The sequence below is a fragment of the Pantoea ananatis LMG 2665 genome (assembly GCF_000710035.2).
Taxonomy (GTDB): domain Bacteria; phylum Pseudomonadota; class Gammaproteobacteria; order Enterobacterales; family Enterobacteriaceae; genus Pantoea; species Pantoea ananatis.
The window spans coordinates 110,364-127,892 of the sequence record NZ_JMJJ01000006.1; the positions used below are offsets into that span (position 1 = coordinate 110,364).

Here is a 17,529-nt window from a genome sequence, read left to right on the forward strand (position 1 = left end):
CGGCTGAAAATACAACAAACGTTCGTTGGTGTTCTCATCACCTGCAAAGGTGTGACTTACCGATCGTCCTGATGGGCCTGCAGCACCGGTGAGTACCAGCACGCCGCCGCCTCGGTTATGCGCTGTAGCTGGGATTCGTCCAGTACTCTGCACAGCCGCTGCAAATAGGGATCGCTTCCCTCGCCCTCCTGCTGATAACCCCCCACCCAGGCCGCCAGCAAATTGTTGCGGGCTTTGAGCTGCGTGGCCTCATCACTGAGGAACTGATGGCTTTTCTTATCAAAACAGGTGCTGATCCAGGCGCCCCCGCTTTTAGTCAGGAGCATCAAGGGTTCGCGCATTCCTTGCAGATAACCTTGCATGTAGCGCGCTAACTGGGCCGTGGCGTCATCCGGCGCAACGGCGTGGAAGCACCAGTAGCTCTGCTGGCGGCCAAACATGCGGCTTCTGCCGTTACCGCCCAGTGAACAATAAACTAAATGTTCGAGCCACAGTAATAAACCATCATTGATATTCAGCACGCCTGGCCGCCAGCGCAGTAGCCCGTCACTCTGCACCTGAGTCAGCCAGCCGGACAGGCTGACGCCGTCCAGATCCAGATTGATTTCCCAGCTTTCCCCTTCGCTACGTTGAGAGGTGACGTCTGCCGCCACCTCCTGCATCTCTTCACGCTGAGCCTGCCAGAACAGTTCACCAAACGCGCCGTAAGGTAAGTTTCCGGCAGCGCGGTGATGGGCATAAAGACGATCGGTGTCCTCGCCTGTTACCAGTGCATTCAGCAGTTGGGCATTAATCTGGTAACGCTCCAGGCTATCCAGCGCAAAGGGTTCGCTGTCGGGGAGTTCATTTTCTTCAAGCCAGAAACTCACGCCCAGGCGTTGCTGAAACCAGGCCCGCACGGGATGACGCCAGAATCGCAGGAACTGTTCAAGGGCTAATGTCTCTACGGGCGGCGTGAGCAGGGGCTGAACGAAATCGGGCTGGGGCTGACCCGTACCCCGCGCGGCGGGAAGCCATTCGCGGGCAAAACTGTGGGCTGCCGACGCGGGCTGAAAGTTCTCGGGCGCGAACGGCATCCGGCTGTGCAAGTGTTCCAGATGCGACCTGACCCGGCGCGCGCTCTCGTCCAGATCCTGGTCTTCATCGCCTGGCAGATAAAAACTTTGCCCAATATATTCCAGTAATTCTGTGACCAGCACGGACGGATAACGTTCGGTATTGTCCTGTATCGCGCGTCCGATATAGCTGATATAGAGCTGTTGCTGCGCGGAGATCAGGGCCTCCAGAAACAGGTAACGGTCGTCATCACGGCGGCTACGGTCCCCTTTACGCGACTGCTGTTGCATCAGGTCAAATCCCAGCGGCGCCAGGGTACGCGGATAAACGCCATCGTTCATCCCCAGTAAACACACGACGCTAAACGGGATGGAACGCATTGGCATCAGGGTACAAAAGTTGATTTGTCCGGCGAGAAAACGCTGACTGATACGCTGCTGGTCCAGTCGGCCGCGCAGATCGTCGCGCAGCAACACCACCGGAATGGGCTCATCGAAGCGTGCGTCCATGCCGTATTCAATCAACGCCTTCCACTGCTCTTCCACCAGCAGCAGTGCAGCTTCAGTTTCGGGATCGGCCGTAAAGAATGCATTGAGCAGCTCGCGGCACAAAGGCAGCCACGCTTCCAGCGGGCGCGGTTCGGACAGCACCTGACGCCAGTGGTTGAGCCGCGACAGCAGCTCAGCCAGATGACCTGCCAGTTCGGCCACCAGTCCACTTGACTCATCGTAGGGCAGGATGCCCTGCCAGTCGCCATGCTGGCTTTCCATCGCATAGCCAAGCAGCATGCGTTGCAGCCCAAAGCGCCAGGTATGCTGACCGGTAACCGGCAGGGCCAGTGCCTCAACGCTGGCATCATCCAGCCCCCAGCGTACGCCCGATTCGCTCACCCAGCGCCGCAGTAAACGCAGCCCGCTTTCGTCAATCGAGAAGTGGTTCGCTAAGGCGGGCACGTCCAGCAGCGCCAGCACATCTTCGGAGACGAAACGGCTGTCGGGCAGCGCCAGTAAATGCAGAAAAGCCACAATCGCTGGATGCGCCTGACTGGCACGGCGGTCAGAGATGGCAAACGGCAGATAACGTTCGGCCGGAGCATTAGCAAACACGGCCTGAATAAAGGGCGCATAGGCGTCAATGTCGGCGACCATGACAATGATATCGCGTGCTTTTAGCCCGGGATCCGCCTCCATCCGCGCCAGTAAATGATCCTGCAACACTTCCACTTCGCGTTGGGCACTGTGACAAACCTGTATGGCGATGGATCGATCCGCTGGATCCAGACAACGCTTTTGCCCACTGTAGGCCAGTTCGTCGGCCGTCAGACCGATCACGGCCTTGTCCTGCAGATTGAGAAGATCGTGCTGCATGCTGTGCAGCAGGTTGTCTTCCTCTACATCGACAAAGGCGTCAATTTCGCTGTTAAGATCCATCTGGCTGAGCAGGTAAAGGTTATCGCGCCCCAGCTTGCCCCAGGAGGCCAGGAGCGGGTTCGTGAGCTGCTGCTCGCCTTCGTCACTGAACAGCGCAGGCGCACGCGCCACATCGCTAAACAATCCACGATACTCCTCCCGATCGTGGCGGCGACGCTGACGGCTTTGTAACTTCGCCAGAAAAGCATAATCCTGAATGTCGCCCCAGTAGTCGCGGCAGGGATTCGTGAACAGCAGATAGATATCGATATGTCGCCCCAGCGCCTGTAACGCCTGAAGATAGACCGGCGGAAGCGCTGATATGCCGCAAATAAAAACCCGTTCGGGCAGGTTGGCTGGTGGGGTCTGCGTCTGCTCCAGCGTATGGATAAAGCGCGCATAGAGGTTGGCACGGTGCCATTTAGGCTGGCCCAGTTCCTCGGTGTAATTCACTAAGTCACGCCATAGCGCCGCCTGCCAAATCTGGGCATCGCCCAGGCCGTCGATGTGCTGACCCCGCTCCCAACTGTTCAGCCAGTCGGCGCGATAAACCAGATACTGGTCAAACAGGTCAGCGACGCGGGCACTGAGCTGAAACAGTTTGCGCTTGTCACCATCATCGCTCAGGTAATGGCGCAGTGAGGCAAACTCATCCTGTAGCAGCAGCGAGGGTAAACGGTGCATCAGCTTCCAGCTCATGCTGGCTTTGCTAAAAGCGCTTTCGACCGGAATGTCCGGCAGTACGCGAACAAACATTTCCCAGATAAAACTGGCCGGTAGCGGAAATTCAATATTCGCCGCAATGCCAAAGGTGTGCGCCAGCTCCATCTGTAACCATTGCGCCATGCCCGGACTTTGTACCAGCACCATTTCTGAGGCAAAAGGATCGTCAAGCGGATCCAGTTTAATCACTCTGGCTGCCAGGCTTTTGAGCAGATCAAGCTGATTAGAGTGATAAACGTGAAACATGAAAACTCCTGTGGAAAATCAAAACGGCATAGCGACCTCAGAGGATACTCACTCTACCGCGTATCGCATTTCAAGCCTACCAAAAGGCGGGTAAGCATAATGCCCTAACCGCTTAACAGGTTAAACGCATCAGGCTGGCGTGACGTTGATGCGGCCCGCTCACCTCGGCTTTTTCCAGCGCACAGCCTCCCGGACCTTGTGTTTTCTCGAAACGGGATTGCCAGCCTGGCACCTCGTGGCCAAGCAGTCGCTGCTCTGCAACGCGCCAGGCTTCTCGTTGCTGCCACTGCTGACTGAAACCCAGCGTCAACACGCGGTGATACTGAAGCAGAGCGCTGGTGCTCACAGCCATCAGTAGCAGGGCAAACAGGGCTTCCGGCAGGCTGAACCCACGCGCGTCAGAAACATTGCTCTGACGCGGCCAGCGGGCAGTAGTCAATCCAGCCCTGCGGCAAAGGATGAATGGTGCTGCCCTGCACCCGTACCCAGCGCCACAGGGCCATCTCGCCAGTGCGGTCTTCACCTTTAAGTAATCCTTTGTCATCTGCGGTTCTTTGCAGACAGCTCTGCCAGCCATACCGGTTCTCCTGTTGGCAGAATAACGGCGGCTGCTCGGGCCACTGTAAGGTCAGCCCCCACTGCAGCGCCGACTGCGCCTGCCAGAATCCCTGAATGAAACGCTGCTCATCGGCAACCCCGCGCATCCCCTGCGTCAGCATGTCGCGGCTGGCGTGCAGCGTTATGCCGCCTGTCAGCATGATGATTAACACCATCCCCAGCGCGCTGTTGCCCTGCGCCTTCACAAATTCATGCCCTCTACCCAGCGCACCACTGTTTCCTCCTGCTGACCCGTTCGCCCCTGCAGCATTATCCTGACCCGCTGGCCTTCCCGCTGCAGTTCAAAGGCTTCCACAGAGAGAAACGCGGGGTCGGACAAGCGCTCCCAGCCACTGCCATTGCAGTTATCCACACCGCGCTGCATCTCCAGCTGCTTTTGCCGCAGCCGGTAGCCGTAATAGTCGCTTTCACCATGGCTGATATCTTCCCAGCGACCGCTGCTGTTCTCATCAAAGCGGATAAGCAGGCAGCTCCCGGTTATTGTTAATCCTTCACGGCCACATTCTCCCTGGCAATAGCCTGCCCGTCGCACGGCTTTTTCCAGTGTAGACAACATCTGCTGCAGCTCCGTTTGCAATTGCACCCGCTGTTGCAGACGGAGATTTTCCCCCAACAGCAGCGGCATAAAGCGCCCTGCGCCCACCATCAGTACCGCACTGATGGCCATCGCAATCAGCATTTCCAGCAGGCTAAATCCGGCCACTTTCATTCGCAGCCTGCTTCCTCTGAGGAGCACAGGCGAATCCGCGCCCGTGACGAGATGATCAGCCGGATTCGTCCCGCTGGATTGACCAGCTCAATGCTGCCCGCTCTGGCCACGTTGCGCCGTCCGTAAAAGCCTGGCTCACCGCGTAGCGGCTGCAAGGTCACGCCCGTGTGCGGCGCAATAAAATGCAGGCGTCGGGCGGGATCACAGCCGTTTACCGGCGCATCGCCAACACCTAAGCACCAGGGCTGCATGGTTCGCGCCCATAACACAAAGTCGCGGTTTTGCCAGTTGGCCTGCGCCCGTACGCTGAGCAAAAAAAATTGCAGCTGGCGAGCGCTGTCACGCAGTTGCTGACGCTGCTGCCAGCGCTGCCAGCCCTGCGTGGCAAACGCGCTGAGAATGCCGACAATCACCATGACAAACAGTAGCTCTGCCAGCGTAAACCCTTTTGATGTTGGTCTTTTCATGGCAACAGCGTGCGATCTGGCGGGCGGGATGGCAATGTGTAAAAGCGGGAACGGGAAGCGGCGCTGCAGACTATTTCAGCTGCATGCCGTGTTTGAAGCATCGTTTGAGATCATCGCCGCAAAGCGCCGGGCGGAAAGATAAAAAAAGCCCCGGTATGCAAAGTCATACCGGGGCTTAGTATCAGGAAACCGTCAGACGGCAACCGGGGCTTTAATCGCCGGATGCGGATCGTAACCTTCAATCTCGAAATCGTCGAAGCGATAATCGAACAACGAAGCAGGTTTGCGCTTGATGACAAGCGTCGGCAGCGGTCGCGGCTCACGTGTCAGCTGCAGACGGGCCTGCTCCAGATGGTTGCTGTAAAGGTGCGTATCGCCCCCGGTCCAGACAAAATCACCCACGTCCAGATCGCACTGCTGTGCCACCATATGCACCAGCAACGCATAGCTGGCGATATTAAACGGCAGCCCCAGGAAGATATCGCAAGAACGCTGATAAAGCTGACAGGAGAGTTTACCGTCCGCAACATAGAACTGGAAAAACGCATGGCACGGTGCCAGCGCCATCTCATCCAGCTCGCCGACGTTCCAGGCTGACACAATAATGCGGCGGGAATCCGGATCGCGTTTCAGTTGTTCAATCACCTTGGTGATTTGATCAATTTCCTGACCGCTTGCCGTGCCCCAGCTGCGCCACTGCTTGCCGTAGACTGGCCCAAGATTACCCTGCTCGTCCGCCCACTCATCCCAGATTGAGACGTTGTTTTCTTTCAGGTAACCGATATTGGTATCGCCTTGCAGAAACCACAGCAGTTCATGAATGATGGAGCGCAGGTGGCACTTTTTTGTGGTGACCAGCGGAAAACCATCCTGCAGATTAAAACGCATCTGGTGACCAAAAATTGAAAGCGTGCCTGTACCGGTACGGTCAGATTTTGGTGTGCCTTCGTTCAGCACGTAGCGCATTAAGTCCAGATACTGTTTCATTTTTCCTCGTGAAGTTGTTGCTGCGGGCGACGGCGATAAGCCCAAATCATCATAATCACACCGGCAATAATCATTGGGATCGACAGGAGTTGCCCCATGCTCAGTCCACCGGTGAGCAAACCAAGCTGTGCGTCTGGCTGACGGAAGAATTCAACAATAATGCGGAATGTGCCGTAGCCAATCAGGAACAGGCCAGAGACGCTGCCCATCGGGCGAGGTTTACGAATAAACAGGTTCAGGATAATGAACAGCACGATGCCTTCAAGAAACAGCTCGTACAGCTGTGAAGGATGACGCGGCAGTACGCCATAGGTGTTCAGTAAGGCCTGATATTGTGGGTTGTTGGCCGCCAGCGCGATATCTTCGCTGCGCGAGCCGGGGAACAGCATGGCGAAACGGAAATTGGGATCGACGCGGCCCCAGAGTTCACCATTGATAAAATTACCCAGGCGACCAGCGCCCAGGCCAAACGGAATAAGCGGCGCAATAAAATCAGAGACCTGAAAGAAATTACGTTTGGTGCGACGCGCAAATATCAGCATCACCAGGATCACGCCAATCAGCCCGCCGTGGAATGACATACCGCCATCCCAGACTTTAAACAGGTAAAGCGGATTATCGAGAAACAGCGGCAGGTTATAAAACAGCACATAACCAATTCGACCACCCAGGAAAACGCCCAGGAAGCCCGCGTAAAGCAGGTTCTCTACTTCCTCTTTTTTCCAGCCGCTGCCTGGCTTGTTGGCCCGACGCACCGCCAGCCACATGGCGAAAACAAACCCCACCAGATACATCAATCCGTACCAGTGAAGCGAAAGCGGTCCGATCGAGAAGATTACCGGATCGAACTGCGGAAATGCGATATAGCCGTTATTCATCATTCACCGTTTATTTTCAGCCCTGAAAAGGGGACGTGATGCACATAAATTAGGGCTGGGCATGATAGCACAGCCAGTTTTCTGAGTAGCCGCAGAAATGTAACCTGGGTTAACGACCGCCGCGAATCAGGCCGCCCAGGCCGCGCTCTTCCATAAACGCCGAGACCAGCTGACGCACATCTGACGCTGAATAGGCTTTGAGCGCCTGGGTGCTGAGTTTCTGGACTTCTTCGTAATCCAGATGACGCAGCAGATATTTCACGCGTGAGACATTCTTGCCGTTCATGCTGAGATGGTGATATCCCATCCCTATCAATAGCGCCACACACATCGGATCGCCCGCCATTTCACCACATAAGCATAATTCCAGATTCGCCAAATGGGCTTCAATGGAAATTGCCTGTAGCGCCCGCAGCATAGCCGGATGCAGCGAATCATACAGGTTCGCCACGCGGGTATTGTTACGATCTACCGCCAGTAAATACTGCGTCAGGTCATTGGTTCCGACAGAGACGAAATCGACGCGCGACGCCAGGTGCGGGATCATAAACAGCATAGAAGGCACTTCAATCATAATCCCGATGCGCGGCGTCGGAATGGTATAGCCGAGCATCTCTTCCACTTCTGTCCCGGCACGCTGAATGAGCCGCCTGGCTTCGTCGATCTCATCGATATGGCTGATCATCGGCAACAAAATGCTCAAATTGCCTGACGCGGCGTTAGCACGCAGCATGGCGCGCACCTGCACCATAAAAATCTCGGGTTGGTCGAGCGTGAGACGAATGCCCCGCCAGCCAAGGCAAGGATTCTCTTCACTGATTGGCATGTAAGGCAGCTGCTTATCTGCCCCGATATCCAGCGTGCGCAGCGTCACCGGCTTTTCGTGGAACAGCTGCAGCATGCCCTGATACTGAGCAACCTGCTCTTCTTCCGATGGAAAACCGCTTTGCAGCATAAAGGGAATTTCAGTGCGGTAAAGGCCAATGCCGTCAACCCAGCTGCCCAGCGTTTGCTCATGCTCCGGGCTCAGCCCCGCGTTCAGCATAACCTGTATACGTTGACCGCTACGCAGCTCGCCCGGCCTGTCCACGCCGCCTTCAGCCATTTTGCTGAGGGCATTTTCTTCACTGATTAGCCGCTGGTACTCCTGCACCAGAACCGGTTCAGGATCGATCAGCAGTTCACCGCGATAGCCATCGACAATCAGCAAACGTTTGTTTAACTGACTGGGTTGAATGTCCGCGCCCATGACGGTCGGAATGCCCATCGCCCGGGTCAAAATGGCCGCATGGGAGTTCGCCGCGCCGTCGCGTACCACAATCCCTGCCAGCCGCTCGTGCGGAATTTCCGCCAGCGTTGTGGCGGTGAGTTCGTCTGCCACCAGCACGAAACGCTCAGGCCAGGCGTTCACGCCCACCAGAGAATCATCGAGATGGAACAGCAAACGTTGACCCAACACCCGCAGATCGCCGGCGCGCTCTTTCAGATAGCTGTCCGTCAGGCTGGCAAACTGGGCGGCAAACTTTTCAATGACGGTTTTGACCGCCCACTCGGCAACGGATCCCCGCTCGATCTCCGCGAAAAGATCCTTTTTCAGGCGTGCGTCCGTTAACAGGTGCGAGTAGAGATCGAAGATCGCCGCGCTCTCTTTTTGCGCGCTGGCGGTAAAGCGTTTACTGAAGCGACGGAATTCACTGGCGGCTTCGGTCATGGCCAGTGACAAACGCTCGCGTTCACGCTGCGGATCCAGCGTTGAGGCGGCAGAAACCTGATCGAGTAAGGGCTGGGTTTCGTCTACCCAGCCCGGCGCGACGGCAACGCCTGGGGCGGCAGCAATGGCCCGAATGCGTGCCAGACGATACTGACCAAACAACTGACTCAGTTGCGATTGTGACAGTAAGGCAGCCAGCTGCGTGGCCAGGGTAACGAGAAACGACTCTTCACTTTCGTCAAACTGCCGATGTTCACGCTGCTGAACCACCAGCACGCCCATAAGCTGGCGGCGGCTGATAATAGGCACGCCAAGGAAAGAGCGATAGCGCTCTTCCTTTACTGAAGGAATGTACTTAAAGCTGGGATGGCTCTGCGCATCGGCAAGGTTAATCGGCTCAGCGAGTCGCCCCACCAGACCGACAATACCTTCATCAAACGCCAGCTTGACCGTTAGCCCACGCGGTTTTTTCAAACCGCGTGTCGCCATCAGGTAATAACAGCGACGTTCGTGATCGGCGAGGTAGACGGAACAGACTTCCGTTTCCATCGCCAGGCAGATCTCATTAACCAGAATGTCGAGTGCTTCATTCAGACGTGGCGCACTCGCCACCTTTTCAACAATTTCTCGCAACTGAGTGAGCATAAAGGGCGTGGCCTATCCTCTTTTACGTCGATGGGCAGGATGATTTCGCTGCACCGCACTCTCCTGCATGGACATCACTACGCCAGCGAATTCTTTCATCACCCGACGATAAACATCGCGCTTAAAAGAGACAACCTGACGGACCGGATACCAAAAGCTTACCCACCGCCAGCCGTCGAATTCCGGCGTGCTGCTGTGCTGCACATTAATGTCTGCGTCATTACACATCAACTGCAGAAGAAACCACTTTTGTTTCTGACCAATACAAACCGGTTTTGTGTCCCAACGCACCAAACGTTTTGGCAACTTGTAGCGCAACCAGTTACGGGTAGATGCAAGTATTCGAACATCTTTGCGGTGTAACCCGACTTCTTCGAACAGTTCGCGATACATCGCCTGTTCCGCGGTTTCACCGGGATTGATGCCTCCCTGAGGAAATTGCCAGGAGTGCTGTCCAAAGCGCCTGGCCCATAACACTTGCCCCTGCCTGTTACAAATTACGATACCAACATTCGGGCGGTAGCCATCATCATCGATCACCGGACTACCTCAAAAGCTAAAATTGAATGGTCTGATTGTTTCACACTCCTTACAGGCGGTAAACCACTGGATTTGCGGGCGCTTAGGGGCGTAATGTCGGGATAACTCACAGACTCATGCGAAGTTATAAACAAAAGTCCGTAAAAAGAGAGATCTTATTCACGTTTTCTGTGGATAGCTTTGTGCAGAACACGGGAGTTAACTGAATAACGTACCAGGATGAATCTGAAGGCACCAAAAACCAGACCACGATTTACTCTTGAAATATAAGCCTATTTTTTTACTCTGCTGCCTTTTACCCTGCCGGAAAGGGGGCGGATAATTCCTTCGTGCTGACAATTGGCTAAAGATCCACCACAATGCTTTTTATCCACAGCGATCGGCTCAAGCTTGCATCAAACGGCTTAATTTTTGTTGAAAAACAGCAAAGTCAAGGCTGTAAATGGAACCAGTAGGCAACCTGAGACGGGGTTATCCCATTTTTCTGTGGATAACTGGGCTTGAGATCCTGTTCATTGTTGATAGCAAGTTGGGATAACCTGCGACATGAGTTGGAGCCTGCCAATTTCGCTGTAAAAAAAAGTACTATGTTTCATGTTATTATGTGAGTTATACCGCGTTCTTTCCTGTGGAAAACCTGAGGCTGCTGCAGGCTGCTTAATTATTAATCATTATGAGTTATTCACATGACATTCCTTCCCGGGCCACCTGAAGATGAGTCAACACTGTTATCGCGCGCCCAGTCACTGGCAGGTTTAACGCTGCAAACCCTGGCCGACCAGGCAGGCATTCCGATACCGGCCAACCTGAAACGGGATAAAGGCTGGGTCGGGATGCTGCTGGAATGGCATCTGGGTGCCAGTGCGGGCAGTAAAGCAGAACAGGATTTCGCACACCTGGGAATTGAACTGAAAACGATCCCTGTCGATCGCTATGGCAAGCCGCTGGAAACAACATTTGTTTGCGTTGCGCCCCTCACCGGAAACAGCGGCGTCACCTGGCAAAACAGCCATGTCCGCCATAAGCTGGCGCGCGTCCTGTGGATGCCGGTAGAGGGCGAGCGTGACATCCCGTTAGGCGAACGTCGGGTTGGCGCGCCGCTGCTGTGGAGCCCCGACGCGCAGGAAGATGAGATGCTGCGCCAAGACTGGGAGGAGTTGATGGATATGATCGTACTGGGTCAGGTAGAACGCATCACCGCCCGTCACGGTGCCTGGCTGCAGATTCGCCCCAAAGCAGCAAACAGCAAAGCCTTAACGGAAGGGATCGGCGATCGCGGACAGCCCATCATGACGCTGCCACGCGGGTTTTATCTCAAGAAAAGTTTTACAGGCCCGCTTCTGGCACGCCATTTTCTGGTCTGACAGCCTTATTCTCGCGTCCCTGGCGGTATTTAAATGTGAGTTAGACAAATTTGGTGCGTATAATCTTTGTTTAATTTTCGTTTAGGATATGAGTGCAGGTATGTTCGAGTGGATTACCGATCCCAACGCCTGGCTGGCGCTGGGCACCCTGACCATTCTGGAAGTGGTTCTGGGCATTGATAACATTATCTTTCTGTCGTTAGTGGTGGCAAAACTCCCCAAACATCAGCAAGCCCGCGCACGCCGCATCGGTTTGATGGGCGCAATGCTGATGCGTCTGGGATTACTGGCCTCTATTGCCTGGGTCGCAAGACTGACTAACCCATTGTTTACCCTCATGGATCATGCTTTTTCAGCACGCGATCTCATTCTGTTGTTTGGTGGATTATTCTTGCTGTGGAAGTCCAGCATGGAGATTCATGAAACGATAGAAGGCGAAGAAGCCGAGCACAAAACCAACGTTCACTCGTTCATGGGTGCCATTGTTCAAATCATGTTGCTCGACATCATTTTTAGTCTCGACTCCGTTATTACGGCCGTGGGCCTCTCCGACCATTTGTTTATTATGATGGCGGCAGTGGTGATTGCGGTATTAATGATGATGGTCGCTGCCCGCAGTATTGGCGAGTTCGTTGATCGTCATCCATCGGTCAAAATGCTGGCTCTCTCGTTCCTGATTTTGGTGGGTTTTACCCTGATCCTGGAAAGTTTCGCGGTGCATGTACCAAAAGGTTACATTTATTTTGCCATGTTCTTCTCGATGGCCGTTGAGTGCCTTAACCTGATGCGCAGTAAGAAAAAAACGCACTAATGTTGTCAAGGGCGGCTCCGCGCCGCCCGGTTATTTTCAGATTGATACGATTAACCCAATCGGTAAAAGGATTTATTACTACACTTTTTGCAGTGGACGATTCGTGAGGATGAGCATAATGAAAGGGCTGAGTAAAATTGTATTATTGGCCGTTGCTGCGGTGACATTGGGTGGATGCAGTTCCAATTATGTTATGGCAACAAAAGATGGCCGGATGATTATGACCGAAGGGAAACCGAGCATTGATAAAGAAACGGGGCTGGTGCAATACACCGATCAGTCAGGCCATACGGTGCAGATCAACAGTGACGACGTTTCTACCATTATTGAACGTTAGATGCGAAAAGTATCGGCCTGTCGCCCCTCCCCCGCGTCGGCAGGCTATTTCTCTCTGTTATCCCCCTTTCTTAGCCGCTACGCCTCGCGCTATAGTCCCTGAAGTCATATTACTTATCCCTACAGAAAAGGAAGCCGGCAATGCACTATCACCGTATCCCCCATAGCTCGCTGGAAGTGAGCCAGCTTGGATTGGGCACCATGACGTTTGGTGAGCAAAACAGCGAAGCCGACGCCCACGCTCAACTGGATTTAGCCCTCAGTTCGGGCATCAACCTGATTGATACTGCCGAGATGTATCCTGTTCCCCCGCGTCCCGAAACTCAGGGGCTGACCGAAAAATATATTGGCAGCTGGTTAAAAAAGACCGGTAGCCGGGACAAAATCGTTCTTGCCAGTAAAGTTGCCGGCCCAACGCGCGGCAACGATGCGTCGATTCGCCCTAATATGGCGCTGGATCGCAAAAATATCCGCGAGGCGCTGGATGCCAGCCTGAAACGTTTAAACACCGACTACATCGATCTGTATCAGCTTCACTGGCCGCAGCGTCAAACCAACTTTTTTGGCAAGCTGGGCTATCAGTACAGTGAGAACAGCGTCCCTGTCACGCTGTTAGAAACGCTGGAGGCTCTGGCTGAGCAGGTGCGGGCAGGTAAGATCCGCTATATCGGCGTGTCGAATGAAACGCCGTGGGGCGTCATGCGTTATCTGCAGCTGGCAGAAAAGCATGAACTGCCGCGTATCGTCTCTATTCAAAACCCCTACAGCCTGCTAAATCGCAGTTTTGAAGTGGGCCTGGCGGAAATCAGCCAGCATGAAGGCGTGGAGCTGCTGGCCTATTCCTGCCTGGCGTTTGGCACGTTGAGCGGTAAATACCTGAATGGCGCGCAGCCCGCGGGTGCACGTAATACCCTGTTTAGCCGCTTTACCCGCTACAGCGGTGAGCAGTCTCAACTGGCGGTGGCGGAATATGTGGCGCTGGCCCAAAAACATCAGCTTGATCCTTCACAAATGGCACTGGCGTTTGTTCGTCAGCAACCTTTTGTGTCCAGCACCCTGCTGGGCGCAACCACGCTGGATCAGTTAAAGATCAATATCGACAGCGCCAACGTGACGCTCAGCAATGAGGTTCTGGAAGAACTCGAAGCGATCCATCGCCGTTACACCTATCCAGCCCCCTGACGGGGACGACCAGCCGTGCGGTGGCACGGCTGGCCTGTCCGTCATCGTCTTTCAACAGGCGCAGTAGACTCATTCCAGCGCCAGCAGATCTTCAATGCGCTGCGCGCGGCGGATTTCTCTCGGCTCGCCGTTTTCAAACAGGATCTCAGGAATCAGTGGGCGGCTGTTGTAGTTTGAGGACATCGATGCGCCGTAAGCGCCGGTGTCGTGAAACACCAGATAATCCCCGACTTTCGCGGCCGGAATAGCCCGGGTTTCCACCTTGCCACCTTCAAGCTGGGTGAAAACATCGCCCGACTCGCACAGAGGGCCAGCAACCACGCTGTCGATCGTTGCCTGTTCATCGATCGCCCGGTTATCGCCCGCCATCACAGAGATATGATGGTAGCTGCCGTACATGGAGGGGCGCATCAGATCACTGAAGCCTGCATCCACCAGCACAAAGTGGCGGCTGCCCATCTCTTTTACTGCCCGAACCTGAGAGACCAGCACGCCTGACTCCGCGACCAGGAAACGGCCGGGTTCGATTTCCAGCTTCACGGCATGGCCCAGATGGTTCGCCACGCGCTGGCGTGCCGCGTCCCACAGGCCAAAATAGTGATCGGTATCGATCGCCTCTTCCCCGTAGTGATAGGGAATGGATAAACCGCCTCCGGCAGAGATAGCCTCAAGATCCTGGCCAAATTCCACGACCAAATCCACCATGGCATCGCAGACCTGCTGCAGGTGCGCATAGTCCACGCCTGAACCGATATGCATATGAATGCCGATCAGGCGCAGTCCATATTGTTCGATAGCCGCCTGAGCAGCGGGCAAATCGCTGGGCCAGATGCCGTGCTTACTGTTTTCGCCACCGGTATTGGTTTTTTGGCTGTGCCCGTGACCAAAGCCGGGGTTAATGCGCAGCCAGACGGCATGTCCTGGCGAAACGACACCCAGTTGATGCAGCATATCCACGGATCCGGCGTTAACCGGCACCTTAAGCTCTGCAATCCTGGCAAGCGTAGGGTTATCCAGGACATCGGCAGTGAATACGATTTCGTCACTGTCAGGCTGAAAGCCGGCCACCAGCGCACGCTCAATTTCGCCCAGGGAAACCGAATCAACCTTAACGCCCGCAGAATGCATCAGGCGCAGAATGTGGGTGTTAGAACAGGCTTTTTGCGCAAAGCGCACCACATCAAATGCGTGGAGTTGAGCAATACGCTGTTGGATAACCTGCGCATCATAAGCCCAGAACGGGCCGCTGTACTGACGTGCCAGCGGCAGTAAATTATCGACGTTCAGGGCGGTTTCGGTGGTATTAAGTGGACGAGGCATGGGTTTCTCCTGTGGCAATAAAACCATTAAGCCAGAATCGTGCCATGCCGAAAAATATCTGTTTTAATAGCATCTATGCAAAAATGATATGGAATGATGCATGGCAAAAATCAACTGGCGGCATATCGAGATTTTTCATGCTGTTATGACCAGCGGAAACCTCACCCAGGCTGCGACCCTGCTGCAGACGTCCCAGCCTACCGTCAGCCGCGAGCTGGCGCGCCTGGAACGGCAGCTGAGTCTGACGCTGTTTGAGCGCGTGCGCGGCCGCTTACAGCCTACCGTACAGGGCTTACGGCTGTTCGAAGAGGTGCAGCGCTCATGGTATGGGCTGGATCGCATCATTGATGCCGCAGAGGGATTACGCCAGTTTCGCCAGGGTGAGCTCTCTATCGCCTGCCTGCCGGTTTTTTCCCAGTCACTGCTGCCGCCCGTCTGCCAGACCTTTTTGCAGCGCTACCCTGATGTCAGTCTGAACATTATTCCGCAGGAATCCCCGTTACTGGAAGAGTGGTTGTCGGCTCAGCGTTACGATCTGGGCATTACGGAAACGCAGCACGCCCCCGCCGGGACCGATCGCCAGGCTCTGCTGACCTGCGATGAAGTGTGCGTGTTACCGCAGCACCATCGCCTGGCGCAACGCGCCTTGCTGACGCCGCAGGACTTCGCCGGTGAGAACTATGTCAGCCTGTCGCGCACGGACAGCTACCGCCAGCTGCTCGACGCACTGTTTCATGAGCAAGATGTGACACGCAGGATGGTGATGGAAACCCACAGCGCGGCGTCCGTGTGCGCGATGGTGCAGGCCGGAGTGGGGATCTCAGTGGTGAATCCGCTGACGGCGCTGGATTACGCCGACAGCGGTGTGGTGATGCGCCCTTTTAGCGTCGCTGTGCCTTTTACCGTTAGCCTCGTCAGGCCGCAGCATCGGCCGGCATCCGCGCTGGTAGAGGCGTTTGTGAACCACCTGCAGCAACAGGTGGCCCGTTTTCCTGAGCAAATTGCGGACAGACTCGCTTAGGCATGCACCCGGGCCGCAGCACCGCCGGATTTGCGGAAAGTGATCAAGCAAACCATCAGTCCAACCGCCGCCAGCGCGGCGGCGGCAACAGGAACCGCGGTCAGTCCATAGCCGCGCGCAATCACCGCGCCGCCCACCCACGCGCCAAGCGCATTGCCAACGTTAAAGGCAGAAATATTCAGGGTGGAAACCAGATTAGGTGCCGCTTTACCGTGACGCACCACATTGATCTGCAGGCCGGGAACCGTGGCAAAGGTTGCCATTGCCCACAGGAACAAGGTGATCTCCGCCAGCCAGAGCGCGTGGCTGGTCCAGCTAAACAGCAGTGAGAACAGCGTAATCAGCGAAAAACTGCCTATCAGGCTCAGGGAGACTTTGCGGTCGGCCATTTTGCCCCCCAGAATATTGCCCACGGTCAGGCCCGCGCCAATCAGAAACAACGTCCAGCTCACGCCACGATCGCTGATGCCGGTAACCTGCAGCAGCAGCGGTGCTATGTAGCTAAACAGGGCAAACATGGCGGCAGCAAAACAGACCGTCATCAGTAATGACAGCCACAGTTTGCCGTTGGCCAGCGCGCTGATTTCGCTCGCCAGATCGACCGGCTTCTCATTCTTATTTCCCGGCAGGCTGGTGATTAAGGCAATGAAGGCCAGTACGCCGATAGCCGAAACGCCCCAGAATGTCGCACGCCAGCCAAACAGCTGACCAAACCAGGTTCCCAACGGCACGCCTAATACATTGGCCAGCGTCAGACCGGTAAACATCAACGCCACGGCAGAAGCCTGACGATCGGCGGAAACCAGACTGGCCGCGACCACCGATCCAATCCCAAAGAAAGCTCCGTGACAGAGGGCGGTAATCACCCGTGCCAGCATCAGCAGGTTATAGCTGTAGGCCAGAGCACACAGCAGATTGCCGATGATAAAAATTACCATCAACAGAATCAGCGTTTTTTTACGGGGCAACTTCGCCGTTAACAGCGCCATGATCGGTGCACCGATTGCTACGCCTAATGCATAGCCGCTAATTAACCAACCTGCGGACGGAATGGACACGCGCAAATCGTTTGCGACCTCCGGCAACAGGCCCATGATCACAAACTCAGTGGTTCCGATAGCGAACGCACTCAGCGCCAGTGCAAGCAATGCAACAGGCATAACACTCTCCCAAAAATGATAATTACAACGAGACGGATGACGCATGCATCCTGATAAACGAGCTATAATTTATGATCTATATCACACTACGTATTACAGCATAGCTACCTGTCATCTGATACTCACATAACAACAACAATCTATTGCGTGTATGGCAATAATTGACACACACATCAACCAGGCTTATTAAACATACAGTTAGCGAGCATGCCGCCGCGTAACGCACCGGACGATGATAAAGGTTGCCAGCGAAGTAGCCGTTTTTTTGCTAATACCGATTTTAGTTATCAATAAAGTATTAGCGTTGCCGATATAGCTCTTATGAATCGCCAGATGAAATGCAGTC

Annotated in this window: 16 protein-coding genes; 5 read left to right on the plus strand and 11 right to left on the minus strand. The window is 54.9% G+C overall.

From position 1 onward, the window contains the following. Window positions 1-56: 56 nt before the first annotated feature. The 9 genes from recC to rppH all read right to left on the minus strand — a co-directional run bounded on the left by recC (window position 57) and on the right by rppH (window position 9,989). On the minus strand, window positions 57-3,434 hold the full coding sequence (gene recC / locus EL29_RS14010) for an exodeoxyribonuclease V subunit gamma (RefSeq protein ID WP_028715743.1): 3,378 nt from the start codon (window positions 3,432-3,434) through the stop codon (window positions 57-59). Window positions 3,435-3,546: 112 nt separating this feature from the next. Further along, window positions 3,547-3,873, minus strand: coding sequence for a prepilin-type N-terminal cleavage/methylation domain-containing protein (locus EL29_RS14015; protein ID WP_230957768.1), 327 nt, complete (start codon window positions 3,871-3,873; stop codon window positions 3,547-3,549). Then, window positions 3,833-4,237, minus strand: a complete 405-nt coding sequence (locus tag EL29_RS14020; protein WP_028715744.1) for a DUF2509 family protein — start codon at window positions 4,235-4,237, stop codon at window positions 3,833-3,835. Before EL29_RS14020 ends, EL29_RS14015 begins: the two co-directional genes overlap by 41 nt. Next, window positions 4,234-4,761 carry a prepilin peptidase-dependent protein gene (locus EL29_RS14025; protein WP_028715745.1) on the minus strand — a complete coding sequence of 176 codons (528 nt, stop codon included), beginning with the start codon at window positions 4,759-4,761 and terminating at the stop codon, window positions 4,234-4,236. The genes EL29_RS14020 and EL29_RS14025 overlap by 4 nt, the downstream gene beginning before the upstream one ends. Next, window positions 4,758-5,228, minus strand: coding sequence for a prepilin peptidase-dependent protein (locus tag EL29_RS14030; protein WP_013026984.1), 471 nt, complete (start codon window positions 5,226-5,228; stop codon window positions 4,758-4,760). Before EL29_RS14030 ends, EL29_RS14025 begins: the two co-directional genes overlap by 4 nt. A gap of 192 nt (window positions 5,229-5,420) precedes the next feature. Beyond that, the gene (gene thyA, locus EL29_RS14035; protein ID WP_014594480.1) at window positions 5,421-6,215 is read right to left on the minus strand and encodes a thymidylate synthase; all 795 of its coding nucleotides are present in this window, start codon (window positions 6,213-6,215) and stop codon (window positions 5,421-5,423) included. Continuing rightward, window positions 6,212-7,093 (minus strand): prolipoprotein diacylglyceryl transferase, encoded by an 882-nt coding sequence (gene lgt / locus EL29_RS14040; RefSeq protein WP_024471441.1) that lies wholly within the window; start codon window positions 7,091-7,093, stop codon window positions 6,212-6,214. Before lgt ends, thyA begins: the two co-directional genes overlap by 4 nt. Window positions 7,094-7,202: 109 nt before the next feature. Then, on the minus strand, window positions 7,203-9,449 hold the full coding sequence (ptsP, locus tag EL29_RS14045) for a phosphoenolpyruvate--protein phosphotransferase (RefSeq protein WP_028715746.1): 2,247 nt from the start codon (window positions 9,447-9,449) through the stop codon (window positions 7,203-7,205). 12 nt (window positions 9,450-9,461) lie between these two features. Then, entirely contained in the window at window positions 9,462-9,989 is a 528-nt protein-coding gene (gene rppH / locus EL29_RS14050) for an RNA pyrophosphohydrolase (protein ID WP_013026988.1), read from the minus strand. A 686-nt stretch (window positions 9,990-10,675) separates the two neighbouring features. On the opposite strand from rppH, the gene mutH reads away from it, so the two are divergent. From mutH to EL29_RS14070, 4 genes are all read left to right on the plus strand, one after another. Next, on the plus strand, window positions 10,676-11,353 hold the full coding sequence (mutH, locus tag EL29_RS14055; protein WP_013026989.1) for a DNA mismatch repair endonuclease MutH: 678 nt from the start codon (window positions 10,676-10,678) through the stop codon (window positions 11,351-11,353). Window positions 11,354-11,453: 100 nt separating this feature from the next. Then, window positions 11,454-12,164 carry a TerC family protein gene (locus EL29_RS14060; RefSeq protein WP_014605139.1) on the plus strand — a complete coding sequence of 237 codons (711 nt, stop codon included), beginning with the start codon at window positions 11,454-11,456 and terminating at the stop codon, window positions 12,162-12,164. 118 nt (window positions 12,165-12,282) lie between these two features. Next, window positions 12,283-12,501, plus strand: a complete 219-nt coding sequence (locus tag EL29_RS14065; protein WP_014594481.1) for a YgdI/YgdR family lipoprotein — start codon at window positions 12,283-12,285, stop codon at window positions 12,499-12,501. 140 nt (window positions 12,502-12,641) lie between these two features. Then, window positions 12,642-13,682 carry an NADP(H)-dependent aldo-keto reductase gene (locus EL29_RS14070; RefSeq protein WP_013026992.1) on the plus strand — a complete coding sequence of 347 codons (1,041 nt, stop codon included), beginning with the start codon at window positions 12,642-12,644 and terminating at the stop codon, window positions 13,680-13,682. 69 nt (window positions 13,683-13,751) lie between these two features. Here the strand turns inward: EL29_RS14070 and lysA are convergent, their stop codons facing one another. After that, complete coding sequence (gene lysA, locus EL29_RS14075) at window positions 13,752-15,002, minus strand: diaminopimelate decarboxylase (RefSeq protein WP_028715747.1); 1,251 nt, start codon at window positions 15,000-15,002, stop codon at window positions 13,752-13,754. Window positions 15,003-15,102: 100 nt separating this feature from the next. On the opposite strand from lysA, the gene EL29_RS14080 reads away from it, so the two are divergent. Continuing rightward, entirely contained in the window at window positions 15,103-16,023 is a 921-nt protein-coding gene (locus EL29_RS14080) for a LysR family transcriptional regulator (RefSeq protein ID WP_028715748.1), read from the plus strand. Here the strand turns inward: EL29_RS14080 and EL29_RS14085 are convergent. Continuing rightward, the gene (locus EL29_RS14085) at window positions 16,020-17,183 is read right to left on the minus strand and encodes an MFS transporter (RefSeq protein ID WP_028715749.1); all 1,164 of its coding nucleotides are present in this window, start codon (window positions 17,181-17,183) and stop codon (window positions 16,020-16,022) included. The two genes, EL29_RS14080 and EL29_RS14085, sit on opposite strands and share 4 nt — an antisense overlap. Window positions 17,184-17,529 lie beyond the last annotated feature (346 nt).